Genomic DNA, 16578 nt, shown 5'->3' with positions numbered 1-16578 from the left:
GTAATGTCAGCTACAACGGCACGACGCAGGAGTTTACCTATGTGGATGAGAACGGGGAGGTCCAGACCTTAAATATAGAAGAACTGATCCGCCTGAACGAGTCTGTGACGACCCTGGTGAACAACAATGACGGCACGTACACCTATACCAATGAAGAAGGCGAAGCGACCTTGGTGGATGTACCTTCGGATATCATCGAGCAGATCACGAACCGGTCGGGGGATGTGTATGAAAGCATCACGAACCTGATCGACCAGTCCGCCGGTAATGTCAGCTATGACGGTACGACACAGGAGTTCACCTATGTGGATGAGAACGGGGAAAGCCAGAGCATCAACCTGGAAGAACTGGTCCGTGCCAACGAAACGATCACCACTTTGGTCAACAACAATGACGGCACGTATACCTATACCAATGAAGAAGGCGAAGATGCTGTTATTGATATAGGTGCCACGGAACCCTGGCAAGTACAGGGCTCTGCTGACAAAGCCACCGATAACGATCAGGACATTTACCAGATGGGTAAAGTGGGTATCGGTACGGACAACATGCTGGGCACGGAGAACGCGAACGTAGTCCTGGCGGTTAACGGGTCCATACTCACCACGTCTTCCATCTATGCCGATTATGTGTTTGAAGATTATTTTGAAGGGGAGTCTGTCCTGAACAGTAACTATGCCTTCAAATCGCTGAAAGAAGTTGAAGATTATATCAATACCAACCGTCACCTTCCGGGCATTGCGAAGATCGATGCCCTGATGAAGAACCGGGAAGGGGAGTATGTAATCAACCCTACGGAACTTTCCGTGCAGTTGCTGGAAAAGGTAGAAGAGTTGTACCTGCATACCATTGAGCAGCAAAAAGTATTGGATCAAAAAGACCGGGAAATACAGGAATTGAAAAAAGCGACCTTGGAAATGAATGAACGCCTGGAGCGTTTGGAAAAACTTTTTAAACAGTAAAACAGTTGCCCGTGTACGAGCCTGTCGGCAGGCATTAAAACACCAATGCCGGCAGGCTTATTATAAAAAAGTCTAAAAGAAAAAATACATATATACATGAAAAGAATTGCACTAATCATATTGTTTGGGGTTGTTTTTACAACCGGATATGCCCAGCAACCGGGGATTGGCATCGGCACAACTACACCGGACGCAAGTTCACAATTGGATGTCACGAGTGCTGATAAGGGTGTGTTAATCCCCAGGATGACATCAGCACAGCGGAATGCTATTGAAAGCCCGGCAAATGGTTTGCTCGTGTTTGATACCGATCGTCAGTGTATCAGTCAGAACGTGGGAACATCCGCTGCGCCGGACTGGGTTTGTATAAGCGGAAACGTAGTTCGTTTTTTCTATATGCCTGCCATTAATTTTGATACCTCGAAAGATGCTGCCGGTCAAACGAAAAACCTCTACCAGTTATATAAAGACCAGTTCTCCATGTCAGACCCCAATACTACGGCAAGCAGTACGGGTGCCCCGGCAACCATCCCTTCTTTTCCGGAAGCCACGGACCTGTACTATTATATTACCTATTACGATCCGGATGTGTTTAGCAACATTTCTATCGATGCCAATGGAGTAATGACCTATGATGTTACTGCTGCGGCGACGGACTGTTCATTTATAAATATTGTTTTTGCCATTAAATAGGCAGCGGTATATGAACGGATTTGTGGATAAAACGGACTTTAAACAAAAAAAATGAGAGATCATCTGATTAAACATATTGTGCTATTGCTTTTAGGGTTGACGGTTTCGGCAAACATAGCCCGGGGGCAATGCAGGCAGGTTTTGCCGGGGGACCTGGGATGTGGTACGATAATGGATTTCGACGGATTTGATGAATATTATAAAGGACTTCAATTATGGCCACCCTCATCGGGATGTACAACCCGAATAGGGGCGAAAGTAGGCAACCCCAGTCATATGGCAGATTGCGAAAGTAATACCTACGGTTATATAAATCCGGGGCTTTTAGGGGCGTCAGTAGGTTTCGACGGCGGATGTAATATGAATTTAAAAGCCTTCAGGAATGACGGGCAAAAATTTCCCGCCGGGAAGACCGTCCATTTGGATGTGGGGTCCGAGTGGGCCAATGTCAATGCGTCTTTTTCCGGGTTTTATATACAATTGTTCGACGGTGACCGCCTGGTATTGGACCAGCCCATTACCAGGGCCCTTTTACTGGACCTGGGGCTTTTTGGCGACCGGCGTATTATGGCCGTACTCCCCACTGCGGAGTGGGACAGGATTGAAATAGGATATTATGAAACTATCGGGATCGGGTTTACGCTGGCCAATGAACTTAAAATATACAATATCCTTTCCGAATATTATCCTGCTGCAGGGTATATGGATGCGACGTTTACCTCCCAGCCCCGGAACCTGGAGGTCACAGAAGGGGAGTCCGGAAATTTTTCGGCAGCACTGGATTTTCCCGGTGAGGCGCCGGATGACCTTCAGTACCGGTGGCAGGTCAATACGGGCGACCAGTGGACAGACCTGGAAGACGGCGGCTATTACAGCGGTACAAAAACAACTTCTCTGGAGCTGTCCGGTGTTTCCCCGGAATTAAACGGTTACCGGTACCGGCTTATTGCCGAATCCGGTAATAAAGCCGGGTGCTTTTACAAAGAATCGGATGCGGCAGGCTTAAAGGTAAATGAAATAGCTGTTATTCCGGGGAAATGCGATGTCGTATTGCCCGGGGACCTCGGATGTGGTACCATAATGGATTTCGACGGGTTTGATGACTATTATAAGGGGATTGTACTTTGGCCACCTTGGGAAGCTTCAACGGGATGTACCACCCGCCTGGGTTCGAAAGTAGGTAACCCCAGCCATATGGCAGATTGCGAAAGCGATACGTACGGCTATATAAACCCGGGGCTTTTGGGAGCGTCCGTAGGTCTTAGCGGTGGTGGATGTAAAATGGACCTGAAAGCTTTCAGGCGCGGGGAACAAAAATTTCCTGCCGGAAAAACCGTCTATCTGGATGTAGGGTCTCAATGGGCCAATGTCAATGTGTCTTTTTCCGGGTTTTATATACAATTGTTCGACGGTGACCGCGTGGTATTAGACCAGCCCATTACCAGGGCTCTTTTACTGGACCTGGGGTTTTATGGCGACCGGCGTATCATGGCCGTAACCCCTGCTGCAGAGTGGAACAGGATTGAAATAGGCTATTATGAAACTATCGGGCTCGGGTTTACGCTGGCCAATGAAATTAAAATATACAATATTCTTTCTGATTATTATCCAGCCGTAGAAAATGTAGCATTTGATCCACAGCCCCAGGACCTTGAAGTAACAGAAGGGGATTCCGGAAATTTTTCGGCAGAACTGATTTTTCCCGCGGGAGTGATGTCGGACCTTCGGTATCGGTGGCAGGTCAATACGGGCGATGAATGGACAGACCTGGAAAATGGCAGCTATTACAGCGGGGTAAAAACAACTTCTTTGGAGTTGTCCGGAATTTCATCGGAACTAAATGGTTACCGGTACCGGCTTATTGCCCGGTCTAAAGGAGGGGAATGTCTGGATATAGCGTCAGACCCGGCGGTTTTACGCATTGGTGCCGGAATCAGGAATTGTATTATATCAAATGCGATGATCAGGCCTGAACTGGATTAAAGCCCGGGAAGGCCTTGTATAAATTGAGTTGGGTTTTTTAAAAATATATAACATGAAAAGAATACTTAAAAGAAATCTGTTTTTGATTGTATGCTTTATAAGCAGCAGCCTTTTCGCACAGGAAAAGGCCGCAAAGATAAGCGAAGCGGAGTTTAACAGTTTTGTTGCCGTGATCGGGGAATTGCAGCGGTCGGGTTCCAAAATGCGGGACGAGCTGGTACAGGTCATACGCGCAGAAGGTTTAACCCCGGAAAGGTTCAACGAAATCCAATACAACATGGATAGCCCCATAAATGAAGTTGACGCTACCGGCAAAGAGCTGGCCGCATACAAAAAGATAGCGGCAGAGGTAGACCGTTTAAAGGCAGAGCAACAGGACATGTTGCAGGGTTATTTAAAAGAGAACGGCCTTACTTCGGAGCGTTATGCAGAGATCGCAGAGCAGGTGCAGAGCAATGAAAAATACAGGGAAAGACTGTTAAGCATCATAAAGGTGCAGGCTGCCACAAATCAGTAGAAAAAATGAAACCGACATGTTTAAAATAATCTTTAAACATATAGGCGATGTGCTGAACACAACGTTGGTTGTAGTCCCTTCGGCAGGGTATCAGATTCGTTTTACTGCTTCATCTGGTGACCCGGCAACAGTAATGAAAGATGAAACGGGAGGCACGGGTACGGGACATGTAACCAACGTAACGGTCAATAAGATTTAAAAATATAATGATAACGCGATAGCTGTTTCCTATGGAAAAAATGACTACGATAAAAATAATAAGTGTCCTTACGGTGTTGCACGTGGCTTCCTATGTATGCGGGCAGACCGTCAATACGGGAGCGCTTACCATCGCCCCGGACACGCAGGTCTCCACGCTCGGGGATTTTGACAACAGGGCCGGTGGCGATATGATCAACGACGGGGAGTTCTTCGTCTACGGCCATTTCAAAAATGACGGCCTGCTGAGTTTCAGCCCCGGCCAGGCTACCGGCCTGGTCCGTTTCGAAGGCATGTACGGGGCGCAGGATATCTCCGGGGAAGGCCTTTCGGAGTTTTTTGGCGTACGTTTCGACAACCCCGCCACACAACCGGCTTTCCGACTTTCCGGCGACATCACCGTAAACGGCAATGCACAGTTTGTCGACGGTATAGTGTATAACCGCTCCGGCGGCGGCCTGGTGGACTTCGGCCCGGAAGCCTCGCACGAACAGGTTTCGGACCGCAGTTTTGTGGATGGGCAGGTCCGCAAAACCGGCGATGCCCCTTTTGATTATCCCGTAGGGAACGGGGGGTATTACCGCGGAGCCTCCGCCTCGGGCCTTTCAGATATCGAAGGGTATTTTACCTCGAACTATACCCTGGAAAATTCCGATGCACGCCATTCGCATTTCAATAAAGAAGAGCGGATCGTATTTATAGATAACGAAGAATACTGGGAGATCAACCGAACCGGCGGAACGTCCGATATGGTACTCAGCCTCACCTGGCATGAAGAGACCACCCCGGCGGAGCTCTTAAGCGAAGAAGACGGTAAGGCCATACACATTGTGCGCTGGGATGGCGCCAAAGGGCTGTGGGTCGATGAAGGCGGCGTGGAAAACCACGAAGAACAAATGGTCACCACGGCCGTATCGGGTTACGGTATTTTCACCCTGGCCAAAGTGCTGGACGAAGAAAAACCCGACAACAGCCTGGAAGTCTACAACGGCATCTCGCCCAACGGTGACGGTAAGAACGATTTCTTTTACCTCAAAGGCATAGAGCACTACCCGGACAATACCGTGGAGGTATATAACCGCTGGGGGGTACTGGTTTACGAGGCTAAAGGATATAACAATACCGATGTGCGTTTCAATGGGTATTCCCGGGGACGTGCCACGATAAACAAGGGAAAGTTATTGCCTACGGGAACTTATTTCTATATCCTGAAATACAAGGCAGAAGACGGTCGGGCCAAAGACCGGTCGGGTTACCTGTATATCAATTAATATGTGAAGGACTATAATAAACCGTGGAACAGATAAAAAAACAAGAGAGATGAAGAGAATCATAATCGTGTTGGGGTTGTTGGGGTCGTTTCTTACCTACGGGCAACAGGAATCGCAATACACCCAGTATATGTATAACACCATGACCGTAAACCCGGCCTATGCCGGGACCCGGGGAGCGCTGAATATTTTTGGACTGTACCGTTCGCAATGGGTAGGGCTCGAGGGGGCGCCCAAAACAGCCCAGTTGTCCGTTCATTCTCCCATTAGTCCCCAGGGGCACGGTTTGGGCCTGTCGGTTATCAATGACGAGATCGGCCCGTCCCGGGACACCTATGTCAATGCCAGCTTTTCCTATAAGCTGCAACTGGACCATTGGACCTGGTTGAACCTGGGTATCATGGCCGGGGGGAGTTTTCTTGAAGTCAACTATGATAAACTGAATGTTCACGACCCGGACCCGGAACTCAGCGGGAGGTTGAGCCGGTTTTCACCCAATATAGGGGCGGGGGCCTACCTGCATTCCGATCGCTGGTATGTAGGGCTGTCAGTACCGGCCCTGCTGGAAACCCGTTTTTATGACGATATCCAGCAATCGGTAGCCAGGGAAAAAATGCACTTCTACCTGATGGGGGGCTATGTTTTTGACCTGGATTATCAATGGAAGTTTAAACCAGCCGCTTTGGTCAAGGCAGTATCCGGGGCGCCTTTGGCTGTGGACCTTTCTGCCAATTTTCTCTATAACGAAATCCTTACCCTGGGTGCGGGCTATCGCTGGGATGCGGGAGTAAGCGCATTGGCAGGGTTCCAGGTCAGTAATAACCTTATGGTGGGTTATGCCTATGATTTCGATACTTCCCGGCTGGGCAATTACAATTCGGGGACCCATGAGATATTTCTCCGGTTTGAGTTTATCTCCTCGGGACGGAACAGGATGCGTTCCCCCAGGTTTTTTTAGTCTAATACGACAAATTGCAGCATATGTATAAAAATTTACTCATACTTGTATTACTCGTTACCGGCGGGGTATTGCATGCCCAGGAAGCCAGGAAAAAAAGGGCGGATGCGGATTACGACAAATTTGCCTATATCAAAGCCGGTGAGCTCTATGAGCAGCTCATCAACCAGGGGTATGAATCGGCGGATATTTACGGTAAGCTGGGGGATACCTATTATTTCAATGCCGTATACGGCAAAGCAGAAGCGTATTACAGGAAGATGCTTGCGCTGGAGAAGGAGGCCCGCCCGGAATATTACTTCAGGTATGCCCAATGTTTAAAGGCTGCCGGAAAATATGAGGAAGCGGAAAAAGCACTGGCCCGGTTCTACGAACTGGTTGGCCAGCCTGAAGGGCAAAGGCAGTCCTTACGGGAAGAACTGGCCGGTATCCGGAAGTTTTCGGGCCGCTACGATATTACCGATGCTGGGGTGAACAGTGATGAAGCCGATTTTGGGACCGCTTTCGGCACGGAAGGGGAAATCCTTTTTGCCTCGGCCCGGGATGAAGGAATTTTTATAAAGCGTACCCATGAGTGGAACGGGAAGCCGTTTTTAAAACTGTATAAGGCCACACCCGGTGAAGATGGTACCCTGCAATCCCCGGAACAGCTCAGTGGAGATGTCAACACCAAATATCACCAATCCACTCCCGCCGTCAGCAAAGACGGGGAGACCATGTACTTTACCCGGAATAATTTTACCCCCGGCAAGTATAAAAAGGGAGAAGACGGTACCAATAACCTGAAGATTTACCGGGCTTCTTTTATAGATGGCAAATGGAAGGCCATAGAGGAACTGAGTATCAACAGTGACGATTACTCATCCGCTCACCCGGCCCTGAGCCCGGACGGCAGGCATTTGTATTTTGTGTCCGACCGTCCGGGGACCAGGGGGCTGTCTGATCTGTTTGTAGTGGAAATCCGTGATAACGGGAGTTTCGGGCCTGTTCAGAACCTCGGGGACGCTATAAATACCCGAGGCAGGGAGACTTTTCCTTTTATGAGCGATTCCGGGGTGCTGTACTTTGCTTCCGACGGCCATCCCGGTTTTGGAGGACTCGATATTTTTGCAGCGGTCAGGGACCCTTTCGGAAATTACCAGGTGGTCAACGTAGGGGAACCGGTAAACTCCCCGGCAGACGATTTTGCATATATTATCAATGACAGTACAAAGAGAGGCTATTTTTCTTCCGGCAGGAACGGGGAATCAGGTGGCGATGATATATACACCCTTGTAGAAAACGACCCGATAACCATCACTGCGGAACTTTGCGGACATGTGCGGGACAGCCTGACCAAAGAAGCACTGGCCGGGACCGGTATTACCATTTATGACGAAAACAACAGGAAGCTAAAGGACCTGCGGGCCGATGACGCAGGTGATTTCTGCGTGGAGGTGCTGGCCGGGCAAAACTATAACCTCCGTTTTGAAAAGGATAAATATCAATCCTATGAAGAATTTGTCGCAAAGTTGGAGATTGGTGATAAAAAAGAATTGCTGGCAGAACTTAATAAAGAGGACATTCCGGTAACTGACGGGGATGACCTGACGAAAAAACTGGGGTTAAAGCCCATTTACTTTGATTTTGACAGGTACAGCATCCGGAAGGATTCGGAAATAGAACTGGGGAAAGTGATTGCTGCGATGCAACAGCATTCGGGTATGGTGATCGAGGTACGGTCGCATACCGACAGCCGGGGCAATGACCAGTATAACATGGAACTATCCGAACGCCGGGCTGTGGCTACCGTGGATTACATAGTCAACAAGGGAGGGATCTCCAGGAACAGGATCAGTGGAAAGGGTTATGGAGAAACCGAACCGGTCAACGAATGCGCTGACGGCACAGGTTGTACGGCAGAACAGCACGGGCTGAACCGGAGAAGTGAATTTATGATCGTTAAAATGTAATACAACGGGCGCTAAGAAAACAAGCCGGCGTGCTGAAACATGATTTATGTTAATTGGAAGGTTTAAACGATTTAGCTGTTTTTTCATTATTGAGTTAGTTTAGTTTGGAAGTCAGTTTGGGGGGCGGTTACGGTTGTTTTGGTATTAAAAATACGGCCTCCCGGATTGATTTCGCAGGAATGATTTAAACAGTTTTCGGAACACAATATATAGTTTTTCATTGAACTCGTCTTGAGTTGTTTCATTTAGGCGAAAAACCATTATTTTATGCCCAGATGAAGACTTTTTGGAACCACATAGCCAAAAAGCTATGGGGTGAGAAAAAGACGAAATATGGGTGCAAAAGAGGGTTTTGCAGCAAATTATAATAACTTAAGACGAGTTCATTATCTGATTTAGTAGGTGTTTAGGTTTTGATCCGGGAGGTGGTAAGATTTTAAAAATGAATACGGTTTAAAATGGCCGCTTTCCGGATTGATTTTGTCGTAATGATTTTGAAGCAGGTTGTTCCCGCAGGTACGCTTGGATAAAAAAGTATAAATGTGTTTATTGTTTGATTTAGTTTGAGTTAGTTTTCTGGTTCGGAGGGTGGTTAATTGATAGCAAGCAAAAATGCTGCCCTCTGAATTGATTTTACAGAAATGATTGTATTGAGATTCGGGATGTTCCTCTTGAGGTGGTCCCGGGAGGAGAAAGAACGAAAAATAAAGGATTGAAGATGAACGAGGAGAGAACTCGGAACGGGGGGTCACAAGCTTGTTTGGATGACCGGAAAAGATTGGAAAAGTTTATTAAAAGCCATTCAGATACTATCTATGGTTTTATTTATCACAAAGTTAATGACAAGGACCTTACCGAGGATATTTTTCAGGAGACCTTTGTTAAGGTCGTCAGGGCATTTAACGGGGGACAGTACAGGGAAGACGGAAAGCTGATGTCCTGGGTGCTGAAAATAGCCCATAACCTGGTTATGGATAATTTCAGGAGAAATAAACGTATGTACAGTCTTTACGCGCAGGGCGATGCCAATACATTTCACACTCTCGGAGATAATACAATGAATGCAGAAGGATGCCTGATCCGGGACCAGATCAACGAAGATATACACGAAATGATCGGGGAACTTCCACGTGCCCAGCAGGATGTTCTTGCTATGCGGTTGTATCAGGATATGACCTTTAAGGAAATATCTGTAAAATCCGGAGTGAGCATTAATACAGCCTTGGGGAGGATGCATTATGCCATTTCCAATCTCAGGAAACTGGCTAAGAAAAAAGAGTGGTTCGATTGACTCGCTAAAGGAGATTTAGGATGCTCCATCCCGATAACAACGGGAAGTGTCTGGTTTTTTAGTTTTTCCGTCTCATGCTTCGTGTGTTTATCTCAAAGTTGTTGACTTTGCAGAGGGCGATCCGGTCGGACTAAATTGGTGAAATACGATGAAGATTAAACAGGATTCAGGAGAAATTATCAGACGGCTTAAAAGTGGTTTGGGAGTGGATTCGGATGAAGAACTTGCGGATATTCTGGGGATTTATTCCGAAAGGATATTGTTCTGGAGAAAGTATAATATACTGGATTATGAATTGTTAGTAGTTACAGGCAGGAAATACGGGCTGGACTTGAATTTTCTGTTTTCACATACATCGGCATCGGGAATCGATACCGATGTCGTCCTTATTCCCCGGAAGTATCAGTTTGAGTATGCATCCGGCCAGTATAAGAAAGACCTTATCAATCAGATGCCCAGGCATAACTTTTCTTCTTCTGCAAAAGGAAGTATAAGGGCCTTTGAAACTACTGGTTTTTCGTTGTTCTCTCTCTGTAAGGAGGATTCTTATGTTATCGGGGAATTTGTTGGGCATATCAGGCATTTGATAGAGGGGGATGTTTATGTGTTTGTTAATAAAATACACGGTATATATATAGGAAGAGTAAAATTGAGTACCCACCCGAAGGTTATATACCTTATGAATGATGGCGGGTCGATTGACGGACAGGTGGAAATTGTCATGTTTACCAAAGAGATCGTTGAGATCTGGAAAGTTGACCGTATTGTTTTAGGGAGTACTTTCAGGGCAACCCGGAATTTATTCGGGAAGAAGTCAGATTATTAAAAAGATAATGTGGATTATTTATGGTATTTATAAGGCTGACATCCCGTTACTTGTCAGCTCTTTGTAACAGGTTTATCAAGCTGAAATGATATTCCTGTTTTGTGTACGATGTCCTTGTCGTTTGGATGTTGGAATACCATTAAAAAAACAATTTGTATGGATAATCATTGTAATGATAAAAGACTCGATGTAAAGGCCATTATCAAAAGATTTAAGCATATGCTTCAATTAAAATCCGATAAAGAACTTGCGGAAGTTTTATGTGTTCGTCCTAACACCGTATCAACATGGAAAATGAGAGGGAGTTTGGATTATAATTCATTGATCATTAAATGTATATCTCTCAATATTGATCTTAATGTAATATTTGATAATAAAGAGGTCGGCCGGGGAGATGAACTTAATAAGATTCTTGTAGTTCCGAGAGAACTCCAGTATCAATATGTTTTAATGGTTGGAGATAACAGTTTTATCGAAAATTTGCCTTCATATAGCTTCCCTTTTGTTTTTAACAAGAATCTCAGGGCTTTTGAAATCGTTTCTCCATTGGGGAATATTGAATTGGCCATAGGTGAGCAGATCAAAGTTGAAGCTAATTTGGGTACAGGAAAAAGTTATGTCGTTGTAAGTCGAAATCAAGGTGTTTTAGCCGGAGAGATCATTGCAAAAGAGCCTGAAAACATTCTTGTTCATGTCGGGACCAATTCTTTTTTGAAAAACAATGTGCGTATAGGTATCAATGAAATTATTGAATTGTGGAAAATAACCAGGTTTGTTTCCATTACTCTGGAGCATTAGACCAACTCATTTTCATTCCTGTTATAATTACCTTAGCCTAACATTATTAACAGAAAAAATAAGAACACCTTTCTTCCTGTTGCTGTTCTGCACCGTAATAGAACGGAGAGTTATGACCTCACCGTGGAAAACTTTTATGATTTCAAGTAATTAATCATCTATCGTGTTAATTTATCATTAAGAAAATGTTAATTAATTGTCACCCGTTTCCGGTCTTTTGGAATATATAGAATAGAAGAAGAGGAACCCCGCTTTTCTGAGCTGGTAAAATCCTCCTCTTCACATGAGCATATTCAATTTTTTATTAATCTGAACTTTATTTTTATGAAAAGGCCATTTTTATTAGCGCTGATTTTATCCCTGGTTTTTATATCCTGTAGTACAGAGGATGAGATAGGTGAAGGCGTAAACAACAGAGAAGGGACTCCTGTGCTCAGTGCCGAAGAACGGGCCGGGATAAGGATGTGTCATGAAGTCTACCCGGAGGGCGTAACCCCGAGAGCGGTAGCGATGACCGAAAAGGTCTGGCCCATAGGTAGTACAATTACGGTGAAATTAGATACGGCTGCTTCCCGGTATGTAAGGGAAAAGGTAGAACAATACGCCAGGGAATGGACGAAGTATGCCAATATCGGGTTTAAATTTGTTACCGAGGGGGAGGCAGATATCAGGGTAACCTTTAAAGCAGGAAAAGGGTCCTACTCCTATATAGGGACCGATGCTAAGTTTTTCAAAAACCAGGAAACCATGAACCTCGGATGGTTTGATGATAAGACAAGTGATAAGGAGTTCAGTCGTACAACCATTCACGAATTCGGGCATGCACTAGGATTGAATCATGAACACCAACATCCCGAAGTGGATATTCCCTGGGATAAGCCCAAGGTATATGAATATTACAGTGGGGCCCCTAACTACTGGTCCCGTGAAAAGGTAGATCTTAACCTTTTCTCGCCCATATCGAAATCGGAGTCACAATTCAGCGAATATGATCCCCTGTCCATTATGCATTATTCCGTAGATAACGCATTGACCACAGGCGATTTTGAAATAGGCTGGAATACCGAATTATCCGATACCGATAAAACCTTTATTGGCGAATTGTACCCTTTCGGAGAGTGGGAATGGTAAACAAATAGTATAACGATAATATTCCGTGTCCGGATAATTTGATAAAAAGGATATCCGGGCACATTGTGCTTCGATTTAAATCATTTCATTAACATTAAATGTAACACTTATGAACAAACCAAATCTACAACTTTGTTGTTTTTTATTTTTAGCGGCTGTTTTTCTCCAGGAAGCGGTTGCCCAGGGCAACCTGAAGCTCAACCTCGATGCCGGGGTCACGTACAACAGCCTGGACTACAATTTGTCGAACCGTGTGGATTCCAGGTACAACGGCCGTTGGGGGCTTGCCGCCAACCTGTCGCTGGAATACCGGTTTTACGATTCCTTTTTTGTTTCGGGGGGCGTTTCCTTTATGCAGCACAACTTTGAGTTTGAGCGCACCGGCAGCCGGGAAGGCTGGTATACCAAATCCAGGAACAACTATCTGAGTATCCCCGTCCTGGTAGGGGCCTATCTTATAAACAATCCTTTTAAGGAAGAAGGCCTTTGGCTCAGGGTTGCCGGGGGGGCATACACGGGCTATTGGCTCAGCATGAACCGGAAAGGGCAATACCCAGTATTTAGCGAACTCCAATGGGACGGAAGTTTTCCGCTGAGTGAAAAAGTCAGGGAAAGGTATGATTTTAAACGGAACGAAAACCAGCTCAACCGCATCCATTACGGGCTTCAGGGGCAGCTCCAGGCGGGTTATTCCTTCGGCAAGTACGGTATCTATGCGTCTTATTCGTACCTGTACGGTTTGTCCGGGCTGCAAAAGAATAATGTAAACGACAGGGATATGTTCCATAAAACCTCCATGATTAATATAGGGATATCCCGTAATTTTTAAAAACAGAATAAGATGATAAAAAAGATATATAAAGCCGTTTTTGTTAACTTCAGGATTTTTGGATTATGTGCAGCCATGTGCATGGTTGCAGCCTTTTCCTCGTGTAGCAGGGATGATGAGTCGCTCACGGAACCTGGGCGTTACTCATCAGAGGATATAACATCTTATGAGGACCTTTTTAGGGTCTTCTGGACCGTTATGGATGAGAACTATAATTATTTTTACGAGGAGAAGGAACGTAACAACCTGGACTGGGACAAAGTTTATGCAGAATACTTTCCCAAGTTTAAGGCGCTGAAAACCTGGGAGCAGGAAGGGTATAGCAATGACGAGATCGGGGAAGAATCCGATATAGCTGAATCCTATTTTGAAGAGATCATCAATGGGATTACCGATCAGCACTTTTATGTAGACATTACTTTACCCATATCATCAAATGTAAATTATACTAAAAGTTACTATAGTGGGATGAAGAAAAGCTCTCCTTTATATTATGATAAAATGGAAACCCAGAGTTATATGACCGATAAAGTGGAGAATGGTTCTCTTTCATATACCGGCATTAGTAACGTTTTTGCTTACGGAGGGAACTTAAAATCCAATCCGGATATTTACTATTTCACCTTTAACAAGTTTCGTTTGACTTCTTCATTCCCTTTAGATTTAAATAAGGATGATCTGCTGCTTGATACCCCGGTGAGTAAACTCTTCATTGACCGCTCCGAACTGGAGGAAAACGAATCCCTGGACGCCATTGAAAATGAAGAATTAAGAAGAAATATTCGAGACTGGACCTTAGAGGTTTATGATGCGTGGTACGAGGCGTTGACCGAAATGCTTCAATCCGAAATTCTGGCCCGTGAAATAGATCAGTTTAACCAAACGGAAGAATTGACTGATGCCCTCATTGAAGAAGCGGGCAAATTGGATGAAATAATAGAAGGATTACCGAGTAGTTCTAAATATAACGCCCCTGATGTGGGTGATGATGAAAATGCAAAAAGCTATGTTTCCAATTTTGGAGAAAAGATGAGGAATCTGGAATTTGCATACAATTTTCCGAGTTTTGATAGACTTCTCAATCAAATTAGGGATAAAGATGCACAACTACTTTACAGCAACTTTTATAATCCGCTGACTCGTGGCGATATTAAAAAACTCATTTTGGATCTCCGGGGGAATGGCGGAGGAGCTGTTATCGATTTCAGGAGTTTTACTGAGCGGCTGGTTACCAAAGAAGCCCTGGTTGGTTATCAAAGGACGAAGGAAGGGAATGGCCGGTTCAATTATACGCCCTGGGTACCCGTGCACACCAAGCCTCATCCCTTTGGGATCCCAAAGGATATTCCCATAGTCATACTTACAGACAAAGGAAGCGCAAGTATGGCTGAAATATCGACCTTGGGACTGAAATCCCAGGGAGATCATGTTAAATCTATCGGGGATTACACCGCTGGAGCAACTGCCGGATTAAGTTCGGACGAAGATGAATATAATGGAGGTACGCAAGCGGAAGAGGTAGGAGGAGTTATGTCATTTTATATGCCTTTAATGGCTTTCAAAGACGCTTCCGGGAAAGTGATCGAAGGCATAGGGATAGAGCCCGATGTCTATGTAGCCCCGCCTACGGAAGAGGAAATAAAAGATATGGAGCATAACCCGGAGCACAGGGACAGGACTTTGGAAAAAGCCATTGAAGTGATCTCCGGAATGTAAAGCATCACAAATAGTTTCTGAATTTTAAACTGGCTGCCCGGCTGGCCGGGCAGAAAACAAAACCACTCCAGACTTGAAGTCCAGGGTGGTTTTGTTTTGTTAAAGTGACGTGAGCACCTCGTTTAGAGCCTATTTAAACATGCTCTTAGGGCCTACCCGGGCAAAAGACGAGTTCAGAAATTAAAATATACCCCGAAAAGTTTAACGATAGGTACATGGAAAACATTAAACTGCAAGGTTTATGCAGGGAATAATCCTAAATTTGTTTGTGGTATACTGTTTTTTCACTTGTTCAAAATCGTATCGGGTTGTATTTAAAGCAACAGTTACCCCATGATGCTGTTTGGAATGTAGTATAGGTTTAGCAATAGTATTTACCGTTTAGGATTATACTTTATTTATTAACTTAAACTTTTGATCATGAAAACACCGGAAGTATTTGATGTTCGAGAAATGAACATTTCGGAATTAAAAGGTACTCATGGAGGGTTGATCCCATGCTCCCTGATACCCCCTCTCAACCTGGGAGCCGATATCAACCTGGGAACCATGTTTGGACTTGTGCCCGCGGACTATGTTATTGAGGTAAATCTTGGCGTAGATCTCTGTTCCGATTGAACTTGCTCCTAAAGACTTGTATAGTACAGGTTTCTTATGAAGGAGTAAATGTCTGTATTTCCCGATTAAGGCAAATTTTTCGCCCCCGATAGTTTCGGGACTATCGGGGTTATCTTCTGCCGGGTGCCCGGCTGTTTACAGGGGCCGTTTTCCTGGATGTTATTACCAGCCTGTATTTGGGGCAATTCCTGATGACCGGATGACGGTATTGGGGATGGCCCATACATTCATATAAGAAGGGTCAAAATTTCTTGCGGGCCATATTTCTTCTAAGGTATAACCGGAAAAAGGGTCGGAGCAGTCGGTGTGGATCCTGTCGTATAGCGGTTGACTGTACACTTCCCGGGCGTCTCCCCAGCGAACGGGTTCATTTCAAAATCTGGCACAGGGGTATTATCGCAAGGATAATAAATGTTTATGCTTCTGTTATTTTCAGCATATGCCTTAAGCTGCAATTTGTCTCTGTATACGGGTTAAATTGTAGAAATTAATGGTAGTTATTCCTGTTTTATCTCTGAAAGAAAATATAACTAACTGATTTTTAGTAAAAACAAAAAGACAGTCTTTGATCCTGATGATATAAAGGGTTTTAAATGTCTTATTTACATATGTTTACAGGTTAGAATAATAACCACCCCTTAACATAACGATGTCTGTAAAAGATTACTTTTCCGAAAAATTTTTCATCACTAAAAATAAGGCAAATGAGGAAATTAAATTACGAATTTTACGCATTGTTATTGTTGCTTTTGTTTACCGCTTCCTGCAGCCTGGATCAAATATGGCAGGGGGCGGGAAGTGAAGAAACAGCCTCTTTTATAGAAGAAGGAGGAGA

The 16578-nt window shown here is 45.0% G+C and carries 14 protein-coding genes and 1 pseudogene; all 15 read left to right on the top strand.

What is annotated here, in order from left to right:
• Positions 1–962: pseudogene (locus tag ED312_RS23935) on the top strand (hypothetical protein); the annotation flags it as partial.
• A 96-nt stretch (positions 963–1058) separates the two neighbouring features.
• Entirely contained in the window at positions 1059–1655 is a 597-nt protein-coding gene (locus ED312_RS20350) for a hypothetical protein (protein WP_123217865.1), read from the top strand.
• A 51-nt stretch (positions 1656–1706) separates the two neighbouring features.
• The gene (locus tag ED312_RS20345) at positions 1707–3638 is read left to right on the top strand and encodes a hypothetical protein (protein WP_123217864.1); all 1932 of its coding nucleotides are present in this window, start codon (positions 1707–1709) and stop codon (positions 3636–3638) included.
• Between the two features lie 52 nt (positions 3639–3690).
• Positions 3691–4155 (top strand): hypothetical protein, encoded by a 465-nt coding sequence (locus ED312_RS20340; RefSeq protein ID WP_123217863.1) that lies wholly within the window; start codon positions 3691–3693, stop codon positions 4153–4155.
• A 16-nt stretch (positions 4156–4171) separates the two neighbouring features.
• Complete coding sequence (locus ED312_RS20335) at positions 4172–4354, top strand: hypothetical protein (protein ID WP_123217862.1); 183 nt, start codon at positions 4172–4174, stop codon at positions 4352–4354.
• A 40-nt stretch (positions 4355–4394) separates the two neighbouring features.
• The gene (locus ED312_RS20330) at positions 4395–5624 is read left to right on the top strand and encodes a gliding motility-associated C-terminal domain-containing protein (protein WP_170164579.1); all 1230 of its coding nucleotides are present in this window, start codon (positions 4395–4397) and stop codon (positions 5622–5624) included.
• A gap of 49 nt (positions 5625–5673) precedes the next feature.
• A complete protein-coding gene (locus tag ED312_RS20325) occupies positions 5674–6582 on the top strand; it encodes a PorP/SprF family type IX secretion system membrane protein (RefSeq protein WP_123217860.1) in 909 nt (302 codons plus the stop codon).
• Positions 6583–6605: 23 nt separating this feature from the next.
• Positions 6606–8534 carry an OmpA family protein gene (locus ED312_RS20320; RefSeq protein ID WP_123217859.1) on the top strand — a complete coding sequence of 643 codons (1929 nt, stop codon included), beginning with the start codon at positions 6606–6608 and terminating at the stop codon, positions 8532–8534.
• 778 nt (positions 8535–9312) lie between these two features.
• Positions 9313–9825 (top strand): RNA polymerase sigma factor, encoded by a 513-nt coding sequence (locus ED312_RS20315; protein WP_170164578.1) that lies wholly within the window; start codon positions 9313–9315, stop codon positions 9823–9825.
• Between the two features lie 148 nt (positions 9826–9973).
• Positions 9974–10651 carry a helix-turn-helix domain-containing protein gene (locus ED312_RS20310; protein WP_123217857.1) on the top strand — a complete coding sequence of 226 codons (678 nt, stop codon included), beginning with the start codon at positions 9974–9976 and terminating at the stop codon, positions 10649–10651.
• A gap of 156 nt (positions 10652–10807) precedes the next feature.
• Positions 10808–11449, top strand: coding sequence for a helix-turn-helix domain-containing protein (locus ED312_RS20305; protein ID WP_170164577.1), 642 nt, complete (start codon positions 10808–10810; stop codon positions 11447–11449).
• A gap of 324 nt (positions 11450–11773) precedes the next feature.
• Positions 11774–12580 carry a M12 family metallopeptidase gene (locus ED312_RS20300; RefSeq protein ID WP_123217855.1) on the top strand — a complete coding sequence of 269 codons (807 nt, stop codon included), beginning with the start codon at positions 11774–11776 and terminating at the stop codon, positions 12578–12580.
• A 109-nt stretch (positions 12581–12689) separates the two neighbouring features.
• Entirely contained in the window at positions 12690–13409 is a 720-nt protein-coding gene (locus ED312_RS20295) for an outer membrane beta-barrel protein (protein WP_123217854.1), read from the top strand.
• 12 nt (positions 13410–13421) lie between these two features.
• Entirely contained in the window at positions 13422–15125 is a 1704-nt protein-coding gene (locus ED312_RS20290) for a S41 family peptidase (protein ID WP_123217853.1), read from the top strand.
• A 420-nt stretch (positions 15126–15545) separates the two neighbouring features.
• Positions 15546–15743, top strand: a complete 198-nt coding sequence (locus ED312_RS20285) for a hypothetical protein (protein WP_123217852.1) — start codon at positions 15546–15548, stop codon at positions 15741–15743.
• The last annotated feature ends 835 nt before the right edge of the window (positions 15744–16578 follow it).

This window comes from Sinomicrobium pectinilyticum (assembly GCF_003725735.1).
Classification (GTDB): Bacteria; Bacteroidota; Bacteroidia; order Flavobacteriales; family Flavobacteriaceae; genus Sinomicrobium; species Sinomicrobium pectinilyticum.
The sequence above is the reverse complement of the archived record's forward strand: the minus strand, read 5'-3'. Positions and strand labels throughout refer to the sequence as shown.

What these genes read in the sequence shown, in the direction of transcription:
- ED312_RS20350 (WP_123217865.1), top strand. Translation starts at nt 1,059, where the DNA reads ATGAAAAGAATTGCACTAATCATATTGTTTGGGGTTGTTTTTACAACC.
- ED312_RS20345 (WP_123217864.1), top strand. Translation starts at nt 1,707, where the DNA reads ATGAGAGATCATCTGATTAAACATATTGTGCTATTGCTTTTAGGGTTG.
- ED312_RS20340 (WP_123217863.1), top strand. Translation starts at nt 3,691, where the DNA reads ATGAAAAGAATACTTAAAAGAAATCTGTTTTTGATTGTATGCTTTATA.
- ED312_RS20335 (WP_123217862.1), top strand. Translation starts at nt 4,172, where the DNA reads ATGTTTAAAATAATCTTTAAACATATAGGCGATGTGCTGAACACAACG.
- ED312_RS20330 (WP_170164579.1), top strand. Translation starts at nt 4,395, where the DNA reads ATGACTACGATAAAAATAATAAGTGTCCTTACGGTGTTGCACGTGGCT.
- ED312_RS20325 (WP_123217860.1), top strand. Translation starts at nt 5,674, where the DNA reads ATGAAGAGAATCATAATCGTGTTGGGGTTGTTGGGGTCGTTTCTTACC.
- ED312_RS20320 (WP_123217859.1), top strand. Translation starts at nt 6,606, where the DNA reads ATGTATAAAAATTTACTCATACTTGTATTACTCGTTACCGGCGGGGTA.
- ED312_RS20310 (WP_123217857.1), top strand. Translation starts at nt 9,974, where the DNA reads ATGAAGATTAAACAGGATTCAGGAGAAATTATCAGACGGCTTAAAAGT.
- ED312_RS20305 (WP_170164577.1), top strand. Translation starts at nt 10,808, where the DNA reads ATGGATAATCATTGTAATGATAAAAGACTCGATGTAAAGGCCATTATC.
- ED312_RS20300 (WP_123217855.1), top strand. Translation starts at nt 11,774, where the DNA reads ATGAAAAGGCCATTTTTATTAGCGCTGATTTTATCCCTGGTTTTTATA.
- ED312_RS20295 (WP_123217854.1), top strand. Translation starts at nt 12,690, where the DNA reads ATGAACAAACCAAATCTACAACTTTGTTGTTTTTTATTTTTAGCGGCT.
- ED312_RS20290 (WP_123217853.1), top strand. Translation starts at nt 13,422, where the DNA reads ATGATAAAAAAGATATATAAAGCCGTTTTTGTTAACTTCAGGATTTTT.
- ED312_RS20285 (WP_123217852.1), top strand. Translation starts at nt 15,546, where the DNA reads ATGAAAACACCGGAAGTATTTGATGTTCGAGAAATGAACATTTCGGAA.